General features: G+C 64.9%; 21 protein-coding genes and 1 pseudogene. 18 read left to right on the top strand and 4 right to left on the bottom strand.

From position 1 onward, the window contains the following. Window positions 1-102: 102 nt before the first annotated feature. A complete protein-coding gene (locus ACVIYL_RS33195) occupies window positions 103-1,236 on the top strand; it encodes an efflux RND transporter periplasmic adaptor subunit (protein ID WP_057018545.1) in 1,134 nt (377 codons plus the stop codon). 3 nt (window positions 1,237-1,239) lie between these two features. After that, window positions 1,240-4,368 (top strand): efflux RND transporter permease subunit, encoded by a 3,129-nt coding sequence (locus ACVIYL_RS33190; protein ID WP_253608707.1) that lies wholly within the window; start codon window positions 1,240-1,242, stop codon window positions 4,366-4,368. An 80-nt stretch (window positions 4,369-4,448) separates the two neighbouring features. Here ACVIYL_RS33190 and ACVIYL_RS33185 read toward each other — a convergent pair. Together ACVIYL_RS33185 and erpA are read right to left on the bottom strand one after the other, a co-directional pair. Further along, window positions 4,449-5,212, bottom strand: a protein-coding gene (locus ACVIYL_RS33185; protein ID WP_092083899.1) for an IS5 family transposase whose coding sequence is annotated in 2 segments (ribosomal slippage) — window positions 4,449-4,874 and window positions 4,877-5,212 — 762 coding nt in all. Because the reading frame shifts where the segments join, the coding sequence is not laid out codon by codon here. A 68-nt stretch (window positions 5,213-5,280) separates the two neighbouring features. Next, complete coding sequence (gene erpA, locus ACVIYL_RS33180) at window positions 5,281-5,610, bottom strand: iron-sulfur cluster insertion protein ErpA (RefSeq protein ID WP_016846874.1); 330 nt, start codon at window positions 5,608-5,610, stop codon at window positions 5,281-5,283. Between the two features lie 138 nt (window positions 5,611-5,748). Here erpA and ACVIYL_RS33175 point away from each other — a divergent pair, with 138 nt between their 5' ends. The 12 genes and pseudogenes from ACVIYL_RS33175 (at window position 5,749) to surE (ending at window position 18,501) form a co-directional block, all read left to right on the top strand. After that, window positions 5,749-6,957, top strand: coding sequence for a deoxyguanosinetriphosphate triphosphohydrolase (locus ACVIYL_RS33175; protein ID WP_456780606.1), 1,209 nt, complete (start codon window positions 5,749-5,751; stop codon window positions 6,955-6,957). A gap of 9 nt (window positions 6,958-6,966) precedes the next feature. After that, window positions 6,967-8,763: an arginine--tRNA ligase gene (argS, locus tag ACVIYL_RS33170; RefSeq protein ID WP_456780605.1), complete on the top strand. Its 1,797-nt coding sequence runs from the start codon at window positions 6,967-6,969 to the stop codon at window positions 8,761-8,763. 118 nt (window positions 8,764-8,881) lie between these two features. Beyond that, window positions 8,882-10,348 (top strand): SPOR domain-containing protein, encoded by a 1,467-nt coding sequence (locus ACVIYL_RS33165; protein WP_253608704.1) that lies wholly within the window; start codon window positions 8,882-8,884, stop codon window positions 10,346-10,348. Between the two features lie 46 nt (window positions 10,349-10,394). After that, window positions 10,395-11,417 (top strand): beta-N-acetylhexosaminidase, encoded by a 1,023-nt coding sequence (gene nagZ, locus ACVIYL_RS33160; RefSeq protein ID WP_253608703.1) that lies wholly within the window; start codon window positions 10,395-10,397, stop codon window positions 11,415-11,417. After that, the gene (locus ACVIYL_RS33155; protein ID WP_050420355.1) at window positions 11,414-12,235 is read left to right on the top strand and encodes a segregation and condensation protein A; all 822 of its coding nucleotides are present in this window, start codon (window positions 11,414-11,416) and stop codon (window positions 12,233-12,235) included. Before nagZ ends, ACVIYL_RS33155 begins: the two co-directional genes overlap by 4 nt. 22 nt (window positions 12,236-12,257) lie before the next feature. Next, window positions 12,258-13,142: pseudogene (scpB, locus tag ACVIYL_RS33150) on the top strand (SMC-Scp complex subunit ScpB); the annotation flags it as partial. A 162-nt stretch (window positions 13,143-13,304) separates the two neighbouring features. Beyond that, entirely contained in the window at window positions 13,305-13,538 is a 234-nt protein-coding gene (locus ACVIYL_RS33145; RefSeq protein WP_028332136.1) for a twin-arginine translocase TatA/TatE family subunit, read from the top strand. Window positions 13,539-13,698: 160 nt separating this feature from the next. Further along, window positions 13,699-14,241, top strand: a complete 543-nt coding sequence (tatB, locus tag ACVIYL_RS33140) for a Sec-independent protein translocase protein TatB (RefSeq protein ID WP_456780604.1) — start codon at window positions 13,699-13,701, stop codon at window positions 14,239-14,241. Next, on the top strand, window positions 14,238-15,044 hold the full coding sequence (gene tatC, locus ACVIYL_RS33135; protein ID WP_028342074.1) for a twin-arginine translocase subunit TatC: 807 nt from the start codon (window positions 14,238-14,240) through the stop codon (window positions 15,042-15,044). Before tatB ends, tatC begins: the two co-directional genes overlap by 4 nt. 204 nt (window positions 15,045-15,248) lie before the next feature. Then, the gene (gene serS, locus ACVIYL_RS33130; protein ID WP_253608701.1) at window positions 15,249-16,580 is read left to right on the top strand and encodes a serine--tRNA ligase; all 1,332 of its coding nucleotides are present in this window, start codon (window positions 15,249-15,251) and stop codon (window positions 16,578-16,580) included. Window positions 16,581-16,592: 12 nt separating this feature from the next. Beyond that, window positions 16,593-17,654, top strand: a complete 1,062-nt coding sequence (locus ACVIYL_RS33125; RefSeq protein ID WP_456780603.1) for a hypothetical protein — start codon at window positions 16,593-16,595, stop codon at window positions 17,652-17,654. Window positions 17,655-17,733: 79 nt separating this feature from the next. Continuing rightward, complete coding sequence (surE, locus tag ACVIYL_RS33120) at window positions 17,734-18,501, top strand: 5'/3'-nucleotidase SurE (RefSeq protein WP_028332131.1); 768 nt, start codon at window positions 17,734-17,736, stop codon at window positions 18,499-18,501. Between the two features lie 108 nt (window positions 18,502-18,609). Here surE and ACVIYL_RS33115 read toward each other — a convergent pair whose 3' ends face one another. Continuing rightward, window positions 18,610-18,987, bottom strand: coding sequence for a response regulator (locus tag ACVIYL_RS33115; RefSeq protein ID WP_026192734.1), 378 nt, complete (start codon window positions 18,985-18,987; stop codon window positions 18,610-18,612). 536 nt (window positions 18,988-19,523) lie between these two features. Between ACVIYL_RS33115 and ACVIYL_RS33110 the strand changes: the two genes are divergently transcribed. Both ACVIYL_RS33110 and ACVIYL_RS33105 read left to right on the top strand, forming a co-directional pair. Further along, window positions 19,524-20,180 (top strand): protein-L-isoaspartate(D-aspartate) O-methyltransferase, encoded by a 657-nt coding sequence (locus ACVIYL_RS33110; protein ID WP_253608699.1) that lies wholly within the window; start codon window positions 19,524-19,526, stop codon window positions 20,178-20,180. A 110-nt stretch (window positions 20,181-20,290) separates the two neighbouring features. Beyond that, window positions 20,291-21,682 (top strand): LysM peptidoglycan-binding domain-containing M23 family metallopeptidase, encoded by a 1,392-nt coding sequence (locus ACVIYL_RS33105; RefSeq protein ID WP_253608698.1) that lies wholly within the window; start codon window positions 20,291-20,293, stop codon window positions 21,680-21,682. A gap of 241 nt (window positions 21,683-21,923) precedes the next feature. Here the strand turns inward: ACVIYL_RS33105 and ACVIYL_RS33100 are convergent, their stop codons facing one another. Beyond that, window positions 21,924-22,907: an ATP-binding protein gene (locus ACVIYL_RS33100; protein ID WP_141340434.1), complete on the bottom strand. Its 984-nt coding sequence runs from the start codon at window positions 22,905-22,907 to the stop codon at window positions 21,924-21,926. Window positions 22,908-23,097: 190 nt separating this feature from the next. Between ACVIYL_RS33100 and yajC the strand changes: the two genes are divergently transcribed. Together yajC and secD are read left to right on the top strand one after the other, a co-directional pair. After that, window positions 23,098-23,454, top strand: coding sequence for a preprotein translocase subunit YajC (gene yajC / locus ACVIYL_RS33095; RefSeq protein WP_026192737.1), 357 nt, complete (start codon window positions 23,098-23,100; stop codon window positions 23,452-23,454). A gap of 39 nt (window positions 23,455-23,493) precedes the next feature. Further along, window positions 23,494-25,095: a protein translocase subunit SecD gene (gene secD / locus ACVIYL_RS33090; protein WP_057018530.1), complete on the top strand. Its 1,602-nt coding sequence runs from the start codon at window positions 23,494-23,496 to the stop codon at window positions 25,093-25,095. Window positions 25,096-25,098: the final 3 nt, after the last annotated feature.

Below are 25,098 nucleotides of genomic sequence, written 5' to 3'. Positions count from 1 at the left end.
CTGTGCTAACCCTCTCAGGAAACAAGGCGCAACAATTGCCGACGGGGGAGTGACGACGCGCACCGGCCTTCAAGGGAAGCTGGCGGCGCACGTGCAAAACTTATGAAAAAACGCAATTTGGTTCTGACTGTCGCTGTTCTCGGCATTGCGGCCGGGGCGGCTTACATGACCCGCACTTCATGGATGGGTGGCGGCGCCGCCACCGCGCAAGGGACGGCGCGGCCGCGCGTAGTGTCCGTGGATCTCGCCAAGGCGGAACGCAAATCGGTTCCGGTCGATGTCGATGCCATCGGACAGGTCACGCCGATCTCCAGCGTGGCGCTGAAGTCACGGCTGGAGACCACCATCGTCTCGGTGCATTTCGAGGACGGCGCCAGGGTCAATGAAGGCGACCTGCTGTTCACGCTCGACGCGCGCCAGATCGACGCGCAGATCGAGCAGGCCGAGGGCGTCCTGGCCCGCGACCAGGCCCAGCTCGAGGGCGCGCAGCGCGACCTCCGCCGCTACACCGAACTGGTCGGCAAGGGGGCGACCACCCAAGTCAACCTCGACAACGCCAAGACCCAGTCCGACGTCCTGATCGGCACCATCAAGGCCGACCGGTTCGCGCTGGAGAACCTCCGCGTCCAGAAGAGCTACACCGTCATCCGCGCACCATTCGCGGGACGGATCAGCGCCGCCAACGTCAAGGTCGGCAACTTCGTCCGCCCCGCCGACACCCAGCCGCTCGCGGTCATCAACCAGATGGCACCGGTCTACGTCACCTTCGCGATTCCGCAGCGGGCGCTGGTCGATCTGCGCGACGCCATGGGGAAGGGCGATTCAAAGGTGATCGCGACCATTCCCGGCCACCAGCGCTCCGAGCGCGGCAAGGTCGCGATGGTGGAGAACGCCGTCGACGCGACCACCGGCATGGTGACCGTGCGCGGCATCATGAACAACGAGAGCGAGACGCTCTGGCCCGGCACCATCGTGCAGACCAAGCTGATCATCCGCAGCGAAGACGCGGTCGTGGTGCCGACGGTCGCGGTGCAGCGCAGCCAGAACGGCAATTTCGTCTTCGTCGTCAAGGACGGCGTTGCCAAGGTCCGGCCGGTCAAGGTCGATCGCACCTTCCAGGGCAGCTCGGTGATCTCAGACGGATTGGCGGGCGATGAAAGCGTCGTCGTCGACGGCCAGCTGCTGCTCTCGGAGGGATCGCGGGTTGAACTGCGGGCGCGCAAGGCCGGAGCCTGACCGATGACGCTCTCCGAGCTTTGCATCCGCCGCCCGGTCATGACGACGCTGATCACGGCGTCGATCATCGCATTCGGCGTGTTCGGCTTCCGCCTGCTGCCGGTCTCGGCGCTGCCCAAGGTGGACTTCCCGACCATCGCGGTGACCGCGACCCTGCCCGGCGCCAGCGCCGACACCATGGCGGCCTCGGTCGCCGGCATCATCGAGCGCCAGCTCTCGACCATTGCCGGCATCTCCTCGATGTCCTCGAACTCCTCGCAGGGCACGAGCGTCATCACCATCCAGTTCGACCTCAACCGCAACATCGATGCCGCCGCGCTCGACGTGCAGACCGCGTTGACGATCGCGCAACGACGGCTGCCGATCGAGATGACGATCCCGCCGAGCTTCCGGAAGGTGAACCCGGCGGACTTCCCGGTGCTGTTCGTCTCGCTCGGCTCGGCGACGCTGCCGCTGTCGAGCGTCAACGAATACGGCGACATCACGATCGGGCAGGCACTGTCGCAGCTGCCGGGCGTCGCCCAGGTCTTGATCTACGGCGCGCAGAAATTCGCCATCCGCGTTCAGGCCGATCCGGAGGCCGCCGCCGCGCGCGGCGTCTCGATGGAGGATATCCGCGCCGCGGTGTCGCGCGCCAATTCGTCGACGCCGGTCGGTACCTTGAATGGCCCCAAGCAGGACGTCGCGCTGCAGGCCTCCGGCCAGATGGACAAGGCGGCCGACTACCGCCAGATCTATGTCGCCTGGCGCAACGGCTCGCCGGTCCGGCTCGACGAGATCGCCAAGGTCTATGACAGCGTCGAGAACGACAAGATCGCGACCTGGATGAACGACGAGCGGGCGATCGTGCTCGCGATCCAGAAGCAGCCCGACGCCAACACCGTGGCGGTGGTCGACGCCGTGCTGGCCAAGCTGCCGGCGCTGCGCGCCGCGATCCCGCCCTCGGTGACCATGCAGGTCATGATGGACCGTTCGGTCTCGATCCGCCAGGCGGTCAGCGACGTCGAGGAGACCCTGCTGATCGCGATCGGGCTCGTGATCCTCGTGATCTTCCTGTTCCTGCGCTCGGCGTCCGCGACCTTCATCCCGGCGCTCGCGGTGCCGATCTCGCTGTTCGGCACCTGCGCGGCGATGTACGCGCTGGACTACTCCATCAACAACATGACGCTGCTGGCGCTGACGCTCTCGGTCGGCTTCGTGGTCGACGACGCCATCGTCATGCTGGAGAACATCGTCCGCCATATCGAGCACGGCATGAAGCCGTTCGAGGCGGCGCTGAAGGGCGCCCGCGAGATCGGCTTCACGATCATCTCGATCACCTTCTCGCTGATCGCCGTGTTCATCCCGGTGCTGCTGATGGGCGGCATCGTCGGCCGCGTGTTCCGCGAATTCGCGGTGACGATCTCGGTCGCCATCATCGTGTCCGGCTTCGTGTCGCTGACCTTGACGCCGATGCTGTGCGCCCGCGTGCTGCGCACGCATGACGCGACCAAGCGGCCGAACGTCGTGCTGCGGGCGTTCGAGGCGATGTTCGAGGCCTGGCTGCGGGCCTATGAATGGGCGCTGGATTGGGTGCTGGCCAAGAAGGCCCTGATGCTGGTGGTGACGCTGGCTACGCTGGGCGGCACCATCTACCTCTACATGATCGTGCCGAAGGGCTTCTTCCCGCAGGAGGACACCGGCTTTCTGATCGGCGTGACGGAGGCTGCGACCGACACCTCGTTCGAGGCGATGAAGGTGCGCCAGCAGGCGCTGGTCGAGGTGCTGCGGACCGATCCGGCGATAGAGTACATCAACTCTACGGTCGGCTCCGGCGGTCCCAATCCGACGGCGAATTACGGCCGTCTGTTCATCGCGCTGAAGCCGCAGAAGATGCGTGACAACGCCACCGTGGTGATCGGCCGTCTGCGGCAGAAGGCGCGCGAGATCCCGGGCATGCAGGCGTTCTTCCAGAGCATCCAGAACCTCAGCATCGGCGGCCGCATCTCGAAGAGCCAGTATCAGTATGTGATGCAGAGCGGCGATACCGAGGCGCTGTACCGGCTGGCGCCCGAGATGCGCGACAAGATCGAGAAGATCCCGGGCTTGCTCGACGTTACCACCGACCTCTACATCAAGAACCCGCAGATGACGGTCGACATCGACCGCGAGAAGGCGGCGGTCTACGGCGTCACCGTGGATCAGGTCCGCAACCAGCTCTACAACGCCTATGGCGCGCGGCAGGTCGGCACCATCTACATGCCGTCGAATGACTACCAGATCATCCTCGAGGTGCAGCCGCAGTTCCGCGTCGATCCGTCCGACCTCTCGAAGCTCTACATGAAGACCGCGAACAACCAGACCATTCCGCTGGATGCGGTGGCGAGGCTGGTGCCGACGGTCGGGCCGTTGCAGATCAACCACCAGGGCCAGCAGCCGGCGGTGACGATCTCGTTCAACCTCGCGCCGGGCACCTCACTCGGCTACGCGGTCGACAAGATCACCGAACTCGAGCAGACCGCGAATTTGCCGCCGACGATTGTGACCGGCTTCTCCGGCACCGCGCAGGTGTTCCAGGATTCGCTGCGCGGGCAGGGCGTGCTGATCCTCGCCGCGGTGTTCGCAGCCTTCGTGATCCTCGGCATTCTCTACGAGAGCTTCATCCACCCGATCACCATCATCTCCGGCCTGCCGTCGGCCGGTATCGGCGCGATCCTGACGCTGATGATGTTCGGGATGGAGCTGTCTGTGATTGCGATGATCGGCATCGTGATGCTGGTCGGCATCGTCAAGAAGAATGCGATCATGATGGTCGACTTCGCGCTGGAGCGTCGCCGCGTCGGCCTCAGCGCCGAGCACGCGATCCGCGAGGCGGCACTGCTGCGCTTCCGTCCGATCATGATGACGACGTTCGCGGCGATCTTCGGCACGCTGCCGATCGCGCTCGGCGCGGGTGCCGGCGCCGAACTGCGTCAACCGCTCGGCGTCGCCGTGGTCGGCGGCCTCTGCGTGTCGCAGCTGCTGACGCTGTTCATCACGCCCGTGATCTACATCTATCTCGACCGCATCGACCGCAGGCTGCGCCGCAAGCTCGACCCGCAGGCGGAGGCAGGCGGCGACGTCGAACGGCCGCAGGTGGTCGCGGCGGAATAGCCGAGCGTTCGGCGCGAGCCGGAAACCGGCTCGCCGGGAGAAACCGCTCGGGATCGCGAAGCGTTAGGCGGTGTGGACAGTTATCGCAGCCATAGGACGATGGCTGCGAGAGTGATGACGGCAAGGTAATTTCGGGCGGTCTTTTCGAAGCGGGTTGCGACGCGGCGGAATTGCTTGAGCTTTGAGAAGCAGCATTCGACGAGATGGCGCTGGGCATAGAGATGCTTGTCGAGCGGATACTTGAGCGCGCGTGACGGGTTGTTGGGGATGACGGCGAGCGCGCCCTTGGCTGCAATGTCCTGGCGCAGGTGATCGGCGTCATAAGCCGTATCGGCCATGAAAACCTCGGCAGGCAATCCCTCGATCAATGTGGCGGCTTGCGGTGCATCGCCCTTCTGGCCTGCGGTGATCGTGAACCGTACCGGACATCCCAAGCCGCGAACGGCCATATGTATCTTGGTGCTCAGGCCGCCGCGCGAACGGCCAAGCGCCTGATCTTCAGACCCCCTTTTTTGGCCCCGGCAGCATGCTGATGGGCTCGAACAATGGTGGAATCGACAATCAGATATTCGAAGTCCGGATCGTCGGACATTGCCTCGAAGATCCGCCACCAGACGCCTTTGGCACTCCATCGGCTGAAGCGCCGGAACGCGCTGTTCCAATCCCCGAACGCTTCCGGAAGATCACGCCAGGGAGAGCCCGTGCGAACGATCCACAGCACACCTTCCACGAACATCCGATTGTCGCGCCCGGTCGAGCCCTTCTGGTCAGGCCGGCCTATGATCAGCGGCGCCATCCGCTCCCAAGCCGCATCGCTCAACACCAGACGATCCATCACACCCAAGACTGCCTCCCAAAAGCAGCCTTGAATCTGATTTGCTCCTAAAAGGGAATCCTTAGAGTCCACACCGCCTAGATCGAGAAGCTGGTGCCGCAGCCGCAGGAGGCGGTGGCGTTGGGATTGACGACGCGGAACGAGGCGCCGATCAGGTCGTCGACGAAGTCGACCTCCGAGCCTGCGAGGAACGGGACCGAGGCGGGATCGATCAGCACCACCGCGCTGTCGCGCTCGATCACGAGGTCGTCATCGGCCTGGGTGCGCTCGACGTCGAACTTGTACTGGAAACCGGAGCAGCCGCCGCCCTCGACCGAAATGCGCAGCTTGGCGCCTTCGCCTTCCTTGCTGAGGATCTGCCCGATACGGCGGGCGGCCCGTTCGCTGACGGTAATGGCAGCAGTCATGTCGGTCTCCGAAACCCTATTTGAGCATGATCTGATCCGGATCAGGCCCGGCGTCATCCCCAATTCATTTGGTCGGCCGCCTCAGTCATAGTTAAGTGCGTCGGACCATGGAATCAAATGGATAAGGACTAAAATACAGTGTCGGTCGGAATGGCTGCCCCCCGCGCGCCTTATGCCTGCGACCCCGATCGCAGCCGCGGCCGGCTGGTCGCGGAGCCGCCGAGCCGGACCCGGAGCCCGTTTCGGCGCGACTGCGACCGGGTGATCCATTCCACCGCGTTCCGCCGCCTCAAGCACAAGACCCAGGTCTTCGTCTTCCACGAAGGCGATCACTACCGCACGCGGCTGACCCATTCGCTGGAGGTCGCGCAGATCGCCCGGGCGCTGGCCCGCCAACTTGGGGTCGACGAGGACCTGACCGAGACGCTGGCGCTGGCGCATGACCTCGGCCATCCGCCGTTCGGCCATGCCGGGGAGCGGGCGCTCGACGAATGCCTCAGGGATGACGGCGGCTTCGACCATAATGCGCAGGCGCTGCGGGTCGTCACCTCGCTGGAGCATCGCTACCCCGAATTCGGCGGGCTGAACCTGACCTGGGAATCGCTCGAGGGGATCGTCAAGCACAACGGTCCGCTGACCGAGCGCGGTGGCGCACCCGCCGGCCGCTACCTGGTGAGTGGAATCCCGATCGGAATTGCCGACTACAACAAGGGCCACGACCTCGAGCTCTGGAGCTATGCCTCGCTCGAGGCGCAGATCGCGGCCTTCGCCGACGACATCGCCTACGACGCGCACGATATCGATGACGGCCTGCGTGCCGGTCTGTTCGCGGTCGACGACCTCAAGGAGATGCCGCTGACCGCTGAGATCATCGCCGAGATCGACCGCCACTATCCCGGGCTCGACGAGGTCCGGCGCGGCGCCGAACTGGTGCGTGAGCTGATCTCACACTTCATCAGCGCGGTCTTCAACGAGGCGAGCCGGCGCCTCGCGGCCGCGCAGCCGCAATCGGCCCATGACGTGCGCCACCACAATACCCCGCTGATCGCGTTTCCGTCCGAGGTGGCGGAGCAGGAGGCGGCGATCAAGGCGTTCCTGTTCCGGCGGATGTATCGCCACAAGCGGGTGATGCTGGTGATGGGGGAGGCCGAGAAGGTGGTCCGCAATCTGTTCGAGCGCTACCAGCAATCGCCGGAAGACCTGCCGGCGGAATGGATCGAGGGCAGCGTGCAGGAGACCGGGAGCGCTCGGAACAGGCGGATCGGCAATTTCATTGCCGGGATGACCGACCGTTTCGCCCTGATCGAGCACCAAAGGCTTTTTGACTCGACCCCGGATTTGCGTTAGCGCCCTGCCATGGCCGACACCACTGCTTCACCACACCTTTTTGCCGACATGCTGACGCGCGTGCACGCGATCTGTGCCGCGCTCGCAACCGAGGACAATTGGCCCGCCGGCATCGATCTGTCCCGCGTCGTGGTGGAGCCGCCGCGCGACGCCAGCCATGGCGACATGGCGACCAATGCCGCGATGGTGCTCGCCAAGGATGCCAAGGCCAAGCCGCGCGAGCTCGCCGACAAGATCGCCGACCGGCTGCGCGCCGATGCGCTGGTGGCCTCGGTCGATGTCGCCGGGCCCGGCTTCATCAACCTGACCTTGAAGCCGCAGGTCTGGGCGGACGCGCTGCGTGCCGTGCTGGCCGCCGGCTCGGCTTACGGGCGCAGCGACATCGGCAAGGCCGAGAAGGTCAATGTCGAATATGTCTCGGCCAACCCGACCGGACCGATGCATGTCGGCCATTGCCGCGGCGCCGTGTTCGGCGACGCTCTGTGCAGCCTGCTGCAGTTCGCCGGCTTCGACGTCTGCCGCGAGTATTACATCAACGATGCCGGCGCCCAGGTCGACGTGCTCGCGCGCTCGGCGTTCCTGCGCTACCGCGAGGCGCTGGGCCAGGACATCGGCGCGATCCCGGAAGGGCTCTATCCCGGCGATTACCTCGTGCCGGTCGGCGAGGCGCTCGCCGAGGAATATGGCGAGAAGCTGCTCGACATGAGCGAAGCCGAGTGGCTTCCGATCGTGCGCGACAAGGCGATCGCGATGATGATGGAGATGATCAAGGGCGATCTCGCCGCGCTCAATATCCATCACGACGTGTTCTTCTCCGAGCGCTCGCTTATCACGTCAGGCAACAACAAGGTCGCCGAGACCATCGATTTCCTGCGCGCCAAGGGCGACATCTACGAGGGCCGCCTGCCGCCCCCGAAGGGCAAGCCGGTCGAGGACTACGAGGACCGCGAGCAGTCGCTGTTCCGCGCCACCGCCTATGGCGACGACGTCGATCGTCCGCTGATCAAGTCGGACGGCTCCTACACCTACTTCGCATCCGACATCGCCAACCACCGCTACAAATTCGAGCGTGGCTTCACCAATCTGATCGACGTGTTCGGCGCCGATCATGGTGGCTACATCAAGCGCATGCAGGCCGCCGTGAAGGCGGTGACCGCGGGCAAGGCTGTGCTCGACGTCAAGATCGTGCAGCTCGTGAAGCTGTTGCGCGACGGCGAGCCGGTGAAGATGTCGAAGCGGTCCGGCGAATTCGTCACGCTGCGCGAGGTGGTCGACGAGGTCGGCTCCGACGCTGTCCGATTCATGATGTTGTTCCGCAAGAACGACGCGGTGCTCGATTTCGACCTCGCCAAGGTGATCGAGCAGTCAAAGGACAACGCGGTCTTCTACGTCCAGTACGGCCACGCCCGCGGCCATTCGATCTTCCGCAACGCGCGGGAGGAAGCGGTTTCCGATCTGCCCGAGACCGATGAGGCCCGGCTGGCCTATCTCCGTAATGTTACGGTCGAGCGGCTGACCGACCCGGCCGAGCTCGAGCTGCTCAAGCGGCTTGCGCTTTATCCGCGGATGATCGAGGCTGCGGCGGTGGCGCATGAGCCGCACCGAATCGCTTTTTATCTCTATGATTTGGCCAGTGAATTTCATGCGCTTTGGACCAAGGGGCGCGATTTGCCCTATTTACGCTTCATTATCAATAATGATGCAGAGATCACGAGGGCGCGACTGGCAATGGTTCAGGGCGTCGTCTCGGTTCTGGCATCGGGCTTAGCTGTTCTAGGCGTCCACGCTCCGACCGAGATGCGGTAGGCAGGGGCATTAGGCCCTCACGAGTGGGGATTTGTGAGGGCATCTGGCAGAGGCCAACTCGTACGGACCGGCTGTGCCGGCGATCTTGGCGCTGTCCCGAAGGGGATGCATCATCACAATGGCTGATCGATATCAGGACCGACATTTTCCCGCCGACACGGCTTCCAAGGCCGACAGCGATCCGCTTGCCGAACTGGCACGGCTGATCGGCCAGACGGATCCCTTCGGCTCCGCCAACAAGCCGCCGCCGCGACCGCTGCAGTCGCGCGCCAACGCGCGGCCGCAACAATACGAGCCGCAGGCCGCGGACGAGGATGCGCCGCCCGCGGGCCCGCCGCCCTGGATGCAGCGCGCGCGGCAGGAGGCTGTCGCTCCGCCTCCCGTGCAGAACATCGAAGACGAAGAGCCCGAGCAGGACTACCAGCCGAAGCCGGTGCATCCGTTGCATCGCTACGCGGCTCAGCAGGCGCAGCCCGCGCCCGCGCCGGTGGCGCAGTATCGGCCGGTCGAGGCCCCTCGGCAGCCGGAGGCATTTGACGAGGAGCCGCGCTATCAGAGTGGCAGTCAGAGTCAGGATCCGTCGCGCTATGACGACGCGCTCTACGGCCAGCTGGAAGCCGGCGAGCAGGACCTGCAGCGCGATCCCGCCTATCCGGACGATCCCTATGCCTATGAGGAGGCCTACGAGGAAGAACCCGAGCCCCGTCGGCGGCGCAGCGGCCTGATAACGGTCGCCGCGGTGCTGGCGCTCGGCGTGTTCGGTGTCGGTGGCGCGTATGCCTACCGGACCTATGTCGGCTCGCCCCGCAGCGGTGAGCCGCCGATCATCAAGGCTGACAACACGCCGACCAAGGTGATCCCGGCCCAGGCCGACGCGCCGGCCAAGACGCCGGACCGCATGGCGACGGGCGACGGCACCGAGAAGATCGTTTCGCGCGAAGAGACGCCGGTCGACGTCAATTCGAAGACCGCCGGACCGCGCGTCGTGTTTCCGCCGCTGAACGCCAATGCGAATCCACCGCCGCCCGCCAGCGTGCAGACGGCACAGCCGGCGCCGGCGCCGATCACCGCGAACGGCACGTTGCCGAACAACGAGCCGCGCAAGGTCCGCACGCTTTCAGTCAAGGGCGATACGCCCGATGGCACGCAGGCCACCGCAACCGTGCCGGCGAAACCTCCGGCGGCGGCGAAGTCTCCGGTGTCGCGCGGCAACCCGGCTGCGGCCAACGCCAGCGTCAACTCGCCAATGTCGCTTGTTCCCGGCCAGGCTGAGGCGGCTCCGGCCGCACCTCCGACCCGGGTGGCCTCGACCTCGGCGGCTCCGGTTGGGGGCGGCGGATATCTGGTCCAGGTCTCCTCGCAGAAGAACGAGGCGGACGCCCAGGCGTCGTACCGGACGCTGCAGGGCAAGTATCGCAACGTGCTCGGTTCGCAGCCCTTGGTGGTGAAGCGCGTCGATCTCGGAGAGAAAGGCGTCTACTACCGCGCCTTCGCGGGCCCGTTCGCGTCCTCGGAAGAGGCGAGCCAAGTGTGCAAGAGCCTGATGTCGGCGGGTGGACCGCAGTGCCTCATCCAAAGAAATTAAAGGCCGTTTCCTTGACCCGTGAGCTGCATACGGCCTAATCGGCCGAATGACGAACCGCGCATTCATCACGGGCATATCCGGGCTGATCCTCAACGACGCCGAGCGCGAATTCATTCGCGCCGAGCGGCCATGGGGCTTCATCCTGTTCAAGCGCAACATCGAGAGTCCTGCCCAAGTGGCGGCTCTTGTTGGGGAACTCCGGTCCGCAGTCGGCGTTTCCGATGCTCCGGTCCTGATCGACCAGGAAGGCGGGCGGGTGCAGCGGCTTGGTCCGCCGCATTGGCCGGCCTATCCGCCGGGCGCGAGCTTTGGGGCGCTCTACGACATCGATCCGAAGCTCGGGCTTGCGGCAGCCCGGCTCAGCTCACGGCTGATTGCGGCCGATCTGACCGACCTCGGAATCACTGTCGATTGCCTGCCTTTGGCCGACGTTCCCGTGGCCGGGGCGGATGCGGTGATCGGCAACCGGGCCTATGGAACTGAACCCGGCAAGGTCGCGGCGATCGCCCAGGCGGTCACGGACGGGCTGGAACAGGGCGGGGTATTGCCGGTTCTCAAGCATATTCCCGGCCATGGCCGGGCCACCGCGGACAGCCATTTCCGGCTTCCGACGGTCGATACCGCCAAGGCCGAGCTGGAACGGACCGATTTTGCTGCGTTCCAGCCGCTTGCCGATCTGCCGATGGCCATGACTGCACATGTTGTGTTTAGCGCGCTCGACCCCGTCCATCCGGCGACGACTTCTGCGACAATCGTCGAACAGGTGATTCGCGGCCTGATCGGGTTCCAGGGTTTGTTGATGAGTGATGACGTGTCGATGAATGCTCTGGCCGGATCGATTGCCGAGCGGACCCGCGCCATCGTCACCGCCGGTTGCGACATGGTTCTGCACTGCAACGGCAATATTGACGAGATGCGCGAGGTCGCACGCGAAACGCCGGAACTGACCGGCAAGGCGCTTGAGCGCGCCAAGGCGACGCTCGCCGCGCGCAAGCCGCCTCAGCCGCTCGACCGGCAGGCGGCACGGGCTGAACTGGATGCGTTGTTGGATCGGGTAGGGACGGCATGACCGCTGAAATTCTTTCGTTTGATACCGGGCGGCCGGCCGACCTCGCCGAGGGCGAACCGGCGCTGGTGGTCGACGTCGAGGGCTATGAGGGCCCGCTCGACCTGCTGTTGACGCTGGCGCGGCAGCAGAAGGTCGACCTGTCGAAGATCTCGATCCTTGCGCTTGCCGACCAGTATCTTTCGTTCATCGAGGCTGCCCGCAAGATTCGCCTCGAGCTTGCGGCCGACTATCTGGTGATGGCGGCGTGGCTGGCGTTCCTGAAGTCGCGGCTCCTGCTGCCCGAGCCGCCGAGCGCGGAGGGGCCGAGCGCCGAGGAAATGGCGACCGCGCTCGCCAACCGGTTGCGCCGGCTGGAGGCGATCCGCGAGGCGGCGAACCGGCTGATGAACCGGCCCCAGTTCCAGCGCGATATCTTTCCGCGCGGCAATCCGGAATCGATCGCCGAGATCAAGCATCCGAAGTTCACCGCGACCCTGTACGACCTGCTGTCGGCCTACGCCACGCAGCGCCAGTCGCGCGTGCTGACGACGGTTCATCTGCAAAAGCGTACCGTATGGTCGCTGGCCGAAGCGCGTGCGTCGCTGGAGCGGCTGGTCGGCATCGCCGAGGACTGGAGCTGCCTCGACGAGTATCTGATGAATTACGTCGCCGATCCCACCCAGAAGGCGACGGTGTTCGCATCGAGCTTCGCTGCCGCCCTCGAGCTGGTTCGCGAGGGCGAGATGGAGATCAACCAGAAGCAGGCGTTCGCGCCGATCTATTTCCGAAAGCGTCAAGCGCAGGCCGCAATGGCAGCGCCGGACCTGTCGGTTGAGTAAGTGGAAGAAGGAGAGCAAGCCCATGGCAAGCTTGGCGGAAGTGCGCAGAGAAGAGCCCGAGGAGGAGGTTTCTCCTATGGATCCGGTGGCGCGTCCTGAGGAATTGCGGCTCCTGGAAGCCCTGTTGTTTGCATCGGCCGAGCCGATCGATCAGGCAACGCTGGCAAAGCGGATGCCCGACGGCGTCGACGTCAAGGCGGCGCTCGCGCAGCTGCAGGCGGAATACGCGCCGCGCGGCGTCAATCTGGTGCGTGTCGCCAACAAGTGGACGTTCCGCACCGCCGGCGATCTGTCGTGGCTGATGACGCGCGAGAGCACCGAAACCCGGAAGCTGTCGCGTGCCGCGATCGAGGTGCTGGCGATCGTCGCCTATCACCAGCCGGTGACTCGCGCCGAGATCGAAGAGATTCGCGGCGTGGTCACGTCGAAGGGCACGATCGACGTGCTGCTCGAGACCGGCTGGATCCGCCCGCGCGGCCGCCGCAAGACGCCGGGCCGTCCGCTCACCTTCGGAACCACCGACGCGTTCCTGTCGCAGTTCAGCCTGGAAGCGCTCGGCGACCTGCCGGGGCTCGAGGAGCTGAAGGGCACGGGTCTGCTCGACTCGCGTCTGCCGACCGGATTTTCCGTTCCGTCGCCGTCGGATGACGCGACGCTGCGGGAGGACGAGGAGCCGCTCGAGCCGGGTGATACGCTGGAACTGCTGCTGGCGCCGGCCGTCGAGCCGGAAGCCGAGGAACCGAAAGCCGACGCAGAAACGACCGATGAGGTTGGGACTGCCGAGGTCGAAACGACCGCTCAGGTCGAGGTCGAGGCGGACGTTGCCTCTGACGCGGATGCGGCCGAACCCGACGCGGGCGAGCCGGAAGACCGCGCCGACCACGCGGGTGATGACGCCGACACCGAGGACAAGGGCGAATAAGCCTGAATATTCCCGGTTAAGGCTAGCAATATTACGTAGCCGCGACAGCGATTTGCCGCGGCCGAGGTCCTTGTTTTTGACACCCCGCGGGCCTACCTTCCGGCAAAGTTCAGGCCGGTCCGCCGGCCATTTCTGGAGGGTTGCAGGATGGGTTCGTTGAGCATTTGGCACTGGATCGTCGTGATCGCAGTGGTCCTGCTGCTGTTCGGACGCGGCAAGATTTCTGATCTGATGGGTGACGTCGCCCAGGGCATCAAGGCCTTCAAGAAGGGCATGCAGGACGACGACAAGGTCGCCGAGAAGACCGAGCCCACGAAGTCGATCGATCACAATGCGGCGCCGTCGGCCGCGCGCCAGGACGTCGGCAGCAAGGCCGTCTAACGCGCTTGTACTGACGCATATTTCGACGTTTTTTCTTGCGCGAAACGGTGACGCCGTCGCACAGACGCGCTATGGACGCCGATTGAGAAAAGGCGCCGGCAGCCCCAGATCCTGATGGGAGCGATGGGGCCGATGGCGGCGCGCTTAGGCGGAAGAATTCATGTTCGATATCGGGTGGAGTGAACTGGTCGTCATCGCGGTCGTCGCGCTGATCGCCATCGGCCCGAAAGAACTGCCGGGCGTGCTGCGCATGGTCGGGCAATGGATGGGCAAGGCCCGCAAGATGGCCTCCGAATTCCAGGGCCAGTTCCAGGAAGCCATGCGCGAGGCCGAGATGGCCGACCTCAAGAAGAGCTTTGACGAGGTCAAGGAGGCCGCAACCGGCATCACCAGCGGCAACATCATGACTTCGCTGCAGAAGGACGTCAGCGACGCCCTGCAGATCGACAAGCCGGTCGATGCGCAGGTCGCATCCGCGATCGACGCACCGGTGACGTCGAGCGACGCACTTGTGACGTCAAGTGACGCACCGGTGACGCCCACGACTCCTGCCGAGCCGACGCCGGAAACCTTCGTCGAGGCCGAGGCGCATGCTGCCGCCAGCGAGCCGCTCGCGATCACCAATGAGGTGAAGGCCGAGCCGTCGCCGCAGGACGTGACGCCGGCGCAGCCCGATGTGCGCAAGGACGCGAGGGCGTCATGAGCGCCGAAGACATCGAGGCCAGCAAGGCCCCCTTGATGGATCACCTGATCGAGCTGCGCTCGCGGCTGATCAAGGCGCTGCTCGGCTTCGGCGTGGCCTTCATCATCTGCTTCTTCTTCGCCAAGCAGATCTACAACGTGCTGGTCTGGCCGTTCGTCTGGATCGCGGGGCCGGAGAATTCGAAGTTCATCTACACCGCGCTGCTGGAATATTTCATCACCCAGCTGAAGCTCGCATTGTTCGGCGCTGGGTTCATCTCGTTTCCGATCGTCGCCACCCAGATCTACAAATTCGTCGCGCCCGGTCTCTACCGTCATGAGCGCAACGCGTTCCTGCCATACCTGATCGCCACTCCGGTGTTCTTCGTGATGGGCGCGGCGCTGGTCTATTTCGTCGTGCTGCCGATGCTGGTGCGATTCTCGCTCGGCATGCAGCAGGCCGGCGGCGCGGAGACCGCGCAGATCCAGCTGCTGCCCAAGGTCGGCGAATATCTTTCGCTGATGATGTCGCTGATCTTCGCCTTCGGCATCGCGTTCCAGCTGCCGGTGATCCTGACGCTGCTCGGCCGCATCGGCATCGTCACCTCGAAGATGCTGAAGGAGAAGCGGCGCTACTTCATCGTGATCGCCTTCATCATCGCCGCCGTGCTGACACCGCCCGACGTGCTGAGCCAGGCCTCGCTCGCGATCCCGCTGCTCGCGCTCTACGAGGGCGCCATCATCGCGGTCCGGATCGTGGAGAAGAAGGCCGCGACCTCGACCGCCTCGTCCGGGGCGCCGTCGGCGACCAATCCGGCCGAGTAGGGTGATTTCACCTCACAGTCGGTGTCATACCCCGCGAAAGCGGGGTATCCAGTACGCTGCGGCTTCCCGGTGACACGCCGACGTCTCTGGAATACCGGATCACCCGCTTTCGCTGACGATGAGGGTCGTGATAGTGGAACTACATAGCCGTAGTTTGCCAACGCAATGGTTGGTTGCTTACGCATAGCCTGCCAGGACTGACCCATGCACGACATCAAAGCGATCCGCGACAACCCGACAGCCTTCGACGCCGGCCTGAAGCGCCGCGGGCTAGAGGCCCTGTCGCCGTCGCTGCTGGCGATCGACGAGAAGCGACGGGCGGCGATCCTGGCGTCGGAGCAGGCCCAGGCGCGGCGCAATGCGGCCTCGAAGGAGATCGGCGAGGCCAAGAAGGCGAAGGACGAGGCGCGCGCGGCCAAGCTGATGGCTGAAGTCGCCGAGCTGAAGACCACGATGCCGGAGCTCGAGCTGGCGGCGAAATCGTCCGATGACGAGCTGACCAAAGAGCTGTCGTCGATTCCGAACCTGCCGCTCGACGAGGTGCCCGACGGCACCGACGAGTACGGCAATGTCGAGCACCACGTGTACGGGAAGAAGCGCGACTACGGCTTTGCGCCGAAGCTGCATGACGATCTCGGCACCGCGCTCGGCTATATGGATTTCGAGGCGGCGGCGAAACTGTCCGGCGCACGCTTCGTCGTGCTGAAGAAGGGCCTGGCGCGGCTCGAGCGTGCGATCGGACAGTTCATGCTCGACCTGCACACCGGCGAGCATGGCTATACCGAGATTAATCCGCCGCTGCTGGTGCGCGACGCCGTGATGTTCGGCACCGGTCAGTTGCCGAAATTCGAGGACGACCAGTTCTGGGCGATCAAGGGCGAATTGCTCGCGTCGCCGAATGCCGATCTGCGCAGCGAGCGCCTCGGCCTGATCCCGACCGCGGAAGTCTCGCTGACCAACCTCGCGCGCGAATCCATCCTCGACGAGAAGGAGCTGCCGATGCGGCTCACCGCGCTGACGCCGTGCTTCCGTGCCGAAGCCGGCGCGGCGGGACGCGATACGCGCGGCATGATCCGCCAGCACCAGTTCACAAAGGTGGAGCTGGTGTCGATCACGACGCCGGAAGCCGGCAAGGATGAGCTCGAGCGCATGCTGTCCTGCGCCGAGCAGGTGCTGCAGAAGCTCGACCTGCATTATCGCGTGATGACGCTGTGCGCCGGCGACATGGGCTTCTCCGCGCAGAAGACCTACGACATCGAGGTGTGGATGCCGGGGCAGGGCGACGGCGGCGCTTATCGCGAGATTTCGAGCTGCTCGGTATGCGGCGATTTCCAGGCCCGTCGCATGGACGCGCGCTATCGCGGCCCCGACGGCAAGCCGCGCTTCGTGCATACGCTGAATGGCTCCGGCACGGCGGTCGGGCGCGCTCTGATCGCCGTCATGGAGACCTATCAGCAGCAAGATGGTTCGATCGCGGTGCCCGATGTGCTGCAGCCCTATATGGGCGGGCTCAAGGTCATCGAGCACGGCATGTGAGGCGAGGCCAGTGTGATGCCGCTGCACCGTGACATCCACTGGCTAGGTCGACAATGGGCCGTCACGGGCCACGGTCTGCAGCTGATCAATCAGAAGCAGATGGGCTATTACGACATCGAGGCCGCGCGCCTGTGGGACGCGCGCGTGACCGAGGTGCAATCGAAGGCCTGGATCGACAGGCCCGACTTCGACAAGGCGCTGGAGATCGCGCGCGGCAAGTTCGCCCAATTGGCGCCGGCAGATCTGCCGCCACCACCTGCACCGATTGGGTCGCCGCCACCGCCGGTCCGGGCGACGCCGCCGGCCGCGCCGCGCGCGCCGCTTGACGCGACATCGGTGCCCTCGATCGAGGAGCTGCTGGCCAGGCTGAAATCGAAATCCGCTGCGACGGCGCTGGGCGAAGCGCTCGCTCCGGTGCCGCCCAAACCCGAACCGCTCAGGGTTGAGCCTCGGAAGGTCGAGCCGGCGAGGTCCGAGCTCCCCCAAGCGGCTTGGGTCGCCCCCGAACCGTCCAGGGCTGAGCCTCGCGCGTTTGAAATTCCGAAGGCCGAGTCGCTCACGACCGCGCCCGCCAAAGCTGATCCCATCAAGGCCGATTCCATCACGGCCGATCCCATCAAGAAGTCCGAGCTCCCCACGTCGGAGCTTCCGAAGCCTCCCGAGCCCGAGCCTCGCCAAACCGCACCAATTGCTCTTGAGCCGGCCAGGCCGGAAGCTCGGAGGGTTGAGCCGCCCAAGGTTGAAGCTCCCAAGGTTGAAGCTCTCAAATCTGAAGCTCCCAAGGTTGAAGCAAAGCCTGAACCTGCCAAGCCTGAACCTGCCAGGCCCGAGCCTCCAAGGTCGGAAGCTGTCGCGTCCCGAGGTCTCGGGGCCGAACTGCGTCAGACCCCACGGGTCAAAGTGCCAGAGGCGCCGCGGCCAACGCCCGTGATTGCGGTTGTTCGGCGGCCGGCCAGAGCAGCCTGGCCGGTGTTCGAGCGCAAGATCGCCGGCAGCGCGCGATTTGTCCGTCCATGGCGCGTGACGTCGGCACGATGGCGCGGGCCATCGCCAGGTTTGCCTCCGCGGCCCTAGCCGGTTAAGACGGCAGTCAACTCAAGAAGCCGCAGCGTAAGATACCCGCGCCGAATCGGAACAAAAGGCACTTTGACGGATGCGAATTCTCTGCACCAATGATGACGGCATCCATGCTCCAGGCCTGCAGGTCGTCGAGCAGATCGCACGCGCGTTGTCCGACGACGTCTGGATCGTTGCCCCCGAGCTCGATCAGTCCGGCGTCTCGCATTCGCTGTCGCTCAACGATCCGCTGCGTCTGCGCGAGGTCAGCCCGCGTCACTTCGCGGTGCGCGGCACGCCGACCGATTGCGTCATCATGGGCGCGCGCCACATTCTCGGAGACAAGCTGCCCGATCTCGTGCTGAGCGGCGTCAACAAGGGCCGCAACGTCGCCGAGGACGTGGTCTATTCCGGCACCATCGCCGGCGCGCTCGAAGGCACCATTCTGGGCTTTCCGTCATTCGCGCTGTCGCAGGAATTCTCGATTGAGACGCGCAACGCGCCGCTGTGGGACACCGCGTTGAAATTCGGGCCCGACATCATTCGCAAGGTGATCGGCGCCGGCGTCCCCAGAAACACCGTCATCAACGTCAACTTCCCGTCCTGCATGCCCGATGACGTGAAGGGCATCCGGATCACGCGGCAGGGCAAGCGCAATCAGGGGTTCCTGAAGATCGATCGCCGTCACGACGGACGCGGCAATCCATATTTCTGGATCGGCTTCGAGCGCGCGGCGATGATGGATGCGCCGGCCGAAGGCACCGATCTCGCCGCGCTTGCGGCGCGCTACGTCTCGGTCACACCGCTGCGGCTCGACCGCACCGATGAAGCATTTTCGGAAACGCTGATTGATACGCTGAAGTAATCCTCGGGGAATCTGTAGCCCGGATGGAGCGAAGCGAAATCCGGGACCCGTATTGTGAAGTCCCCGGATTACGCTTCGCTCCATCCGGGCTACGTGCGCAACTTGCGGCTAGACCGGCGCGCCCTTCATCGCGCTGGAGATCACTTGGGCCAGCGTTTCCAGCTGGAAGGGCTTTTGCAGCGCCGGACGGTCGCGATACTCCGGAGGCAGGCCGGACGAGCCATAGCCGGTCGCGAAGATGAAGGGGCGGTTGCGGGCGTTGATCAGTTCGGCGACCGGGGTGATCACCTTGCCATTGACGTTGACGTCGAGGATCGCGAGGTCGAATTCGGTCGATTGCGCAAGCTTGACCGCTTCGCCGATCTCGCCGGCCTCGGCCGCAACGCTATGGCCGAGTTCCTCCAGCATATCGGCGACCATCATCCGGATCATGACCTCGTCCTCTACGAGGAAAACTGAACAGCCCGCCGGCCGTATCGCTGTCATGATGGAATCCTTGCCCTTCCCTGAATCAGGCTCGCAAATAACATTACAGCGCGCAATGCAAACGTTCGGGAATTGGTCCTTTTCCGGCGCGCCACAGCGTTTTCCGCATCGCGCTGGCGGGCTTTGCTGCGCAAGATTTGCCCAACAGCCAACGAGGTGTGTTGGCCCTACGAGCGCCCTGATCTGCGCCACCCAGACGTTAACTGCGCATCGCCGCCGATTATATGTGAGGGGGCCGGGCCGGCGCCAATGCCAAATCTGGCGATGGTTCCTGGCCGGGAACAAAACGCGACGGGAAATTTTTCCTTAACGCGGTATTTCGGATTTCAATGGCATCTAGTGTCCCGAATCCGAAGTTCGCATCATTTGCCGCACCTTCGGAGCGAACTTCGGATTCGATAAGGACACTAGCAAACTTATGATTCTAGTGTGCTTTATGAATGCGAAGTTCGTGAAAGTGGCTGCCGCGAAATCGCACGAACTTCGCATTCAGCACACTAGAGGGCAAGATTCCGCGCTGCCGCCCAGAGACGCTGATGAACATGGCCGTGAACCCCGATCCGACCGAGAAGATGATGTTTCAGCTGACCCTGCGGCGGCGTGGGGTGAGCGATCAGGCGGTGCTGCGTACGATGGAGGAGGTGCCGCGCGAGGTCTTCGTCGATCCGCGCGATCGCAACGAGGCCTATCGCGACAGCGCGCTTGCTATCGCCTGTGGGCAGACCATCAGCCAGCCTTTCGTCGTGGCCTACATGACCGAGCAGTTGAAACTGCAGCAGGACCATCGCGTGCTCGAAATCGGCACCGGCTCGGGCTATCAGGCGGCCGTGCTGTCCCGGTTGTGCAAGCAGGTGCTGACCATCGAGCGCTACCGGACGCTGGCCGACGGCGCCCGCAAGCGCCTCGAAAAGCTGGGTTATTACAATATCGAGGTGCTGCTCGGGGACGGTTTCGACGTTCCGGCCGGGGCAGGCGACTTCGACCGCATCATCGTCACCGCGGCGATGGAGCAGATCCCGGAGAAGCTCTTGGAGCGGCTCGAACCCGGCGGCATCCTGATCGCCCCGGTCGGGCCGCATCAGGGTATCCAGACCCTCGTCCGCGTGGTGCGGACCGAGAACCGCTTCGACCGCAAGGAATTGGTCGACGTCCGCTTTGTGCCGGCGTTGCCGGGAATCGCGCGCGAATTGTAAATTTGGCGATTTGCTGCTTGGCACCAACGCCTTATTCGCAGGGTTAAGCGGTTATTTACTCGGTACGTGTTTACTCAAAACAGTCTTTTGTTGCGTACGAGTGAGTAACCATGTCTGGGGTTGTTGAGTTGCTTCGCTCGCGTCGCGTACCGCAGGTTGCGGTGCTGACGCTGATGTCCATGGCTTTTGCCGGTTGCAGCGCCGATATGTCGTCGCGCTTCTCGCAAAACTCCTACTCGCAAAATCCGTTTGCGTTTGATCCGCAGCCGACCGGCACCGTGCAGCAGGCGCCGCCGCCGCGCGAGTTGCCGCAATACGCGCGGCCGCGAACGCAACCGCAGTATTCGCAATACCAGTCACAGCCGTTGCCGCCGCCGGTCGCAGCGGCGCCGCAGTCCTATCCGGTCGCCAATGGCAATGCCGGCGTCTCCGGAGGAGGGCGCGGGGTCTCGTCCTACACGCCGCCGCCCGCGCGTCCGCAGATCGAATCCACCGGCACCGTTCCGCATTCGGTCGCCGCAGGCCCTGCCGGGCACAACGGCACCACCATCATCGTCGGCACCAGCGATACGCTGGAAGTGCTGGCACGCCGCTACAACGTCTCGACCGCCGAGATCCTGCGCGCCAACGGCTACAAGGGACCGCGCGCGCTGTCGCCCGGCCAGCAGCTGGTCATTCCGCGCCCGACGGCGTCGGCCGCGGCGCCAGCAATGGCCGCACCGGCCACGCGCCCTGTCGCCGTGGCAGCCGCGCCCGCCGGCGTCCACTATGTCAATCGCGGCGACACGCTGCACAGCATCGCGCGCCAGCACCACATCCCGGTGGCCGAGCTCGCCCGCGCCAACAATCTTGACCAGTCGGCCCGGCTGAGCCTCGGCATGAAGCTCGTGGTGCCCGGCGCCAAGACGGCGATGGCCGCACCCGCGTCCGTTGCGCAACCCATTGCTGCCGCGCCGGTTGCTGCCGTGGCTCCAGCACCGGCGGTCGCAGCCCCGAAGGTCGTTGCAACCGCGCTGCCGCAGCAGAGCGCGCGGCTGGTCCAGCCGACCGCGACCGTCGAACAGCCGGCGGCTGCGGCTGAAGCGCCCGTCGTCACCAAGTCGAGCGAGGCCACCGGCGCGTTGCCGACCTTCCGCTGGCCGGTGCGCGGCAAGGTCATCACCGCCTACGGCTCGAAGACCAACGGCAAGGTCAATGACGGCATCAACGTTGCGGTGCCCGAGGGCACGCCGGTGAAAGCGGCCGAAGACGGCGTCGTCGCCTATTCGGGCAATGAGCTGAAGGGCTACGGCAATCTCGTGCTGGTCCGCCATTCCAACGGCTACGTCACCGCCTACGCCCATGCGAGCGAAATCCTGGTGAAGCGCGGCGATACCATCAAGCGCGGTCAGGTGATTGCCAAGTCGGGCCAGTCCGGCGAGGCGGGCTCGCCGCAGCTCCACTTCGAGATCCGCAAGGGATCGTCGCCGGTGGATCCGCTCCAGTTCCTCAACGGCGCGTAAGCTACGCGTCGGGACTTCAAGGGACTTCCAAGTCTCACAACAAAGACAGCGGGGGAGGCGCAAGCCTCCCCCGTTTTGTTTTGACGATTGCAGCGACGATTACTTGCCGCTCAGCCGCGTAGCCCGGATGGAGTGAAGCGAAATCCGGGAGCTCACCCGCGGCGTGCACCGATCCCGGATTGCGCTGCGCTCCATCCGGGCTACACAGGCGATGGCGGGAGGGCTATGCCTCCCATTCCTGTTAATTGCCACTAAGCCGCACGCCGAGCCGGCCTGCGAGTTCCTGCGTGTACTGCCAGGCGACGCGGCCCGAGCGCGAGCCGCGGGTGGTCGACCATTCGAGCGCCTCGCGCTCGAGTTCGTCCTCGGCGATCTTGATGCCGTAATGGTCACAATAGCCCCTCACCATCGCGAGGTATTCGTCCTGGCTGCAGCGGTGGAAGCCGAGCCAGAGGCCGAAGCGGTCCGACAGCGACACCTTTTCCTCGACCGCTTCGCCGGGATTGATCGCGGTCGAGCGTTCGTTCTCGATCATCTCGCGCGCCAGCAGATGCCGCCGGTTCGAGGTCGCATAGAGGATGACGTTGTCGGGGCGCCCCTCGATGCCGCCTTCCAGCACGGCCTTCAGCGACTTGTATGAGGCATCGTTGCCGTCGAACGAGAGGTCGTCGCAGAACACGATGAAGCGGAAGGAGGAGCTGCGCAGCAGCTCCATCAGGCCGGGCAGGCTCTCGATGTCCTCGCGGTGGATCTCGATCAGCTTCAGCCGGTCGGCCGGCTTGCGGTCGAGATTGATGCTGGCATGGGTGGCCTTGACCAGCGACGACTTGCCCATGCCGCGGGCGCCCCAGAGCAGCGCATTGTTGGCGGGCAGGCCGTCGGCGAAGCGCTCGGTGTTCTCCATCAGGATATCGCGCATCCGGTCGACGCCCTTGAGCAGGCCGATCTCGACGCGGCTGACGCGCGGCACCGGGGCGAGGCGCCCGTCCGGATGCCAGACAAAGGCGTCCGCGGCGCCGAAGGTCTCGGCCGGATCGAGGGCCGGGGAGGCGTCCGCGAGGCGGCTGGCGATGACCTCCAGGGCGTTCGCGATCCGCTCGGCCGCTGCGCCGTCGAGCGCCGTTACCGGGCGTTTTGTCGCGGCGTTTTCAGCGCGCTTGGCGGCAGCCTTGGGGGTGGTTTTGCGGGTTGTTTTACTGGTCGTTTTCTTGGCTTTTTTCGGCATTTGTCCAGTTCCTGACGGCGCAGCCTTATCGGGCTGGCGGCGGTCCCGCAAGCGCCCTAAATGAAGGTCCGTTAACGTTGCAATTGGGACCGCGGCCGCTATAGTCCGCGCGAATTTGTCCGGACCGCCATACCGCCCCGAATCCGAGGGCGCTGCCGGTTCTTTCCCGTCTTATCCGAGGATCGTCCGAATGCTGATTACTCCTGCGTTTGCCCAGGCTGGAGCGACTGGTGACACCAACAGCATGTTGATGTCGCTGCTGCCATTCGCGCTGATCTTCGTCATCATGTACTTCCTGATTCTGCGCCCGCAGCAGAAGAAGGTGCGCGACCATGCGGACCTCGTGAAGAACATCCGCCGCGGCGACACCGTGGTGACCTCGGGCGGCCTCGTCGGCAAGGTGACCAAGGTGGTCGACGACGACCAGATCGAGTTCGAGATTTCGGACGGCGTTCGCGTGCGCCAGATGCGCCAGATGATCTCGGGTGTGCGTACCAAGGGTGAGCCGGCGAAGGGCGACGCCAAGGACGAGGCGTCCGCGAGCTGATTGCCGCGGCGCCTTTTTGGAATCTGACGGGTCAACTCGATGTTGTATTTCACGCGGTGGCGAGCGCTGGGGATTATCCTGACAGCGCTGGTGGTCTGCCTGTGCGCCGTGCCCAATTTCTTCCCCGAAGCGCAGGTGAAGACCTGGCCGGCCTGGGCGCAGCGGCGCCTGGTTCTCGGCCTCGATTTGCAGGGCGGCTCCTATCTGCTGCTCGAAGTCGACTCCAACTACGTGAAGAAGGAGAAGCTCGACCAGATCCGCGACGATGTCCGGAAGGTGCTTCGTGAAGCCAAGATCGGCTACACCGGGCTCAACACGCGTAACGACGCGGTGGAAGTCCGCATCTCCAGGGAAGGCGACCAGGCGACGGCGCTGTCGAAGCTCCGCGAGCTGTCGCAACCGCTCGGCGGCCTGCTCGGCTCCAGCGGCCAGCGCAGCCTCGAGGTTGCCGATGCCGGCGGCGGCCTGATCCGTCTGACGGTCCCGCAGGCCGCGATCACCGAGCGCATCCGGCAGACCATCGAGCAATCGATCCAGATCGTCGAACGGCGCGTCAACGAGCTCGGCACGGTCGAGCCGGTGATCCAGCGTCAGGGCACCGACCGCATCCTGGTCCAGGTGCCGGGCCTGCAGGACCCGACCCGCCTGAAAGAGCTGCTCGGCAAGACCGCGAAGATGGAATTCCGCATGGTCGACAGCTCGGTGTCGCCGGACCAGGCCCAGCAGGGCCGCCTGCCGCCGGACTCCGAACTCTTGATGAGCGCGTCACCGCCGCCGGTTCCGTATGTCGTCAAGAAGCAGGTCCTGGTTTCCGGAGGCGAGCTCTCCGATGCGCAGCCAGGCTTTGACCAGCGCACCGGCGAGGCGATCGTCAGCTTCAAGTTCAATACGTCGGGAGCGCGCAAATTTGCCCAGGCGACGGCCGAAAACGTCGGCCAGCCGTTTGCGATCGTGCTCGACAACAAGGTGATCTCGGCACCCGTGATCCGTGAACCGATCACCGGCGGACAGGGCCAGATCTCCGGCAGCTTCACCGTGCAGTCGGCCAACGATCTGGCGATCCTGATGCGTGCCGGCGCGCTGCCGGCGCCGCTGACCGTGATCGAAGAGCGTACCGTCGGTCCCGGCCTCGGGCAGGACTCGATCGAGAAGGGCGAGCTCGCGGCCTATGTCGGCTCGATCCTGGTCATCGTGTTCATGCTGATCACCTATCGGCTGTTCGGCGTGTTCGCCAACATCGCGGTGGCGATCAACGTCGCCATGATTTTCGGACTGCTGTCGCTGCTCAACGCCACGCTGACGTTGCCGGGCATCGCCGGCATCGTGCTGACCGTCGGCATCGCGGTCGACTCCAACGTGCTGATCTACGAGCGCATCCGCGAGGAATTGCGCGGCGGCCGCAACGCGATCTCGGCGATCGACGCCGGCTTCAAGCGGGCATTGGCGACCATCCTCGACTCCAACATCACCACCTTCATCGCCGCCGCCGTGCTGTTCTACATCGGCACCGGACCGGTCCGCGGCTTTGCCGTGACGCTCGGCATCGGCATCATCACCACGGTGTTCACCGCCTTTACCCTGACGCGCCTGATCGTCGCCGGCTGGGTGCGGTGGAAGCGGCCGCAAACCGTGCCGATCTGAGAG

This window comes from Bradyrhizobium sp. USDA 3315 (genome assembly GCF_054056795.1).
This window is presented reverse-complemented; position numbering and strand designations above follow the sequence as displayed.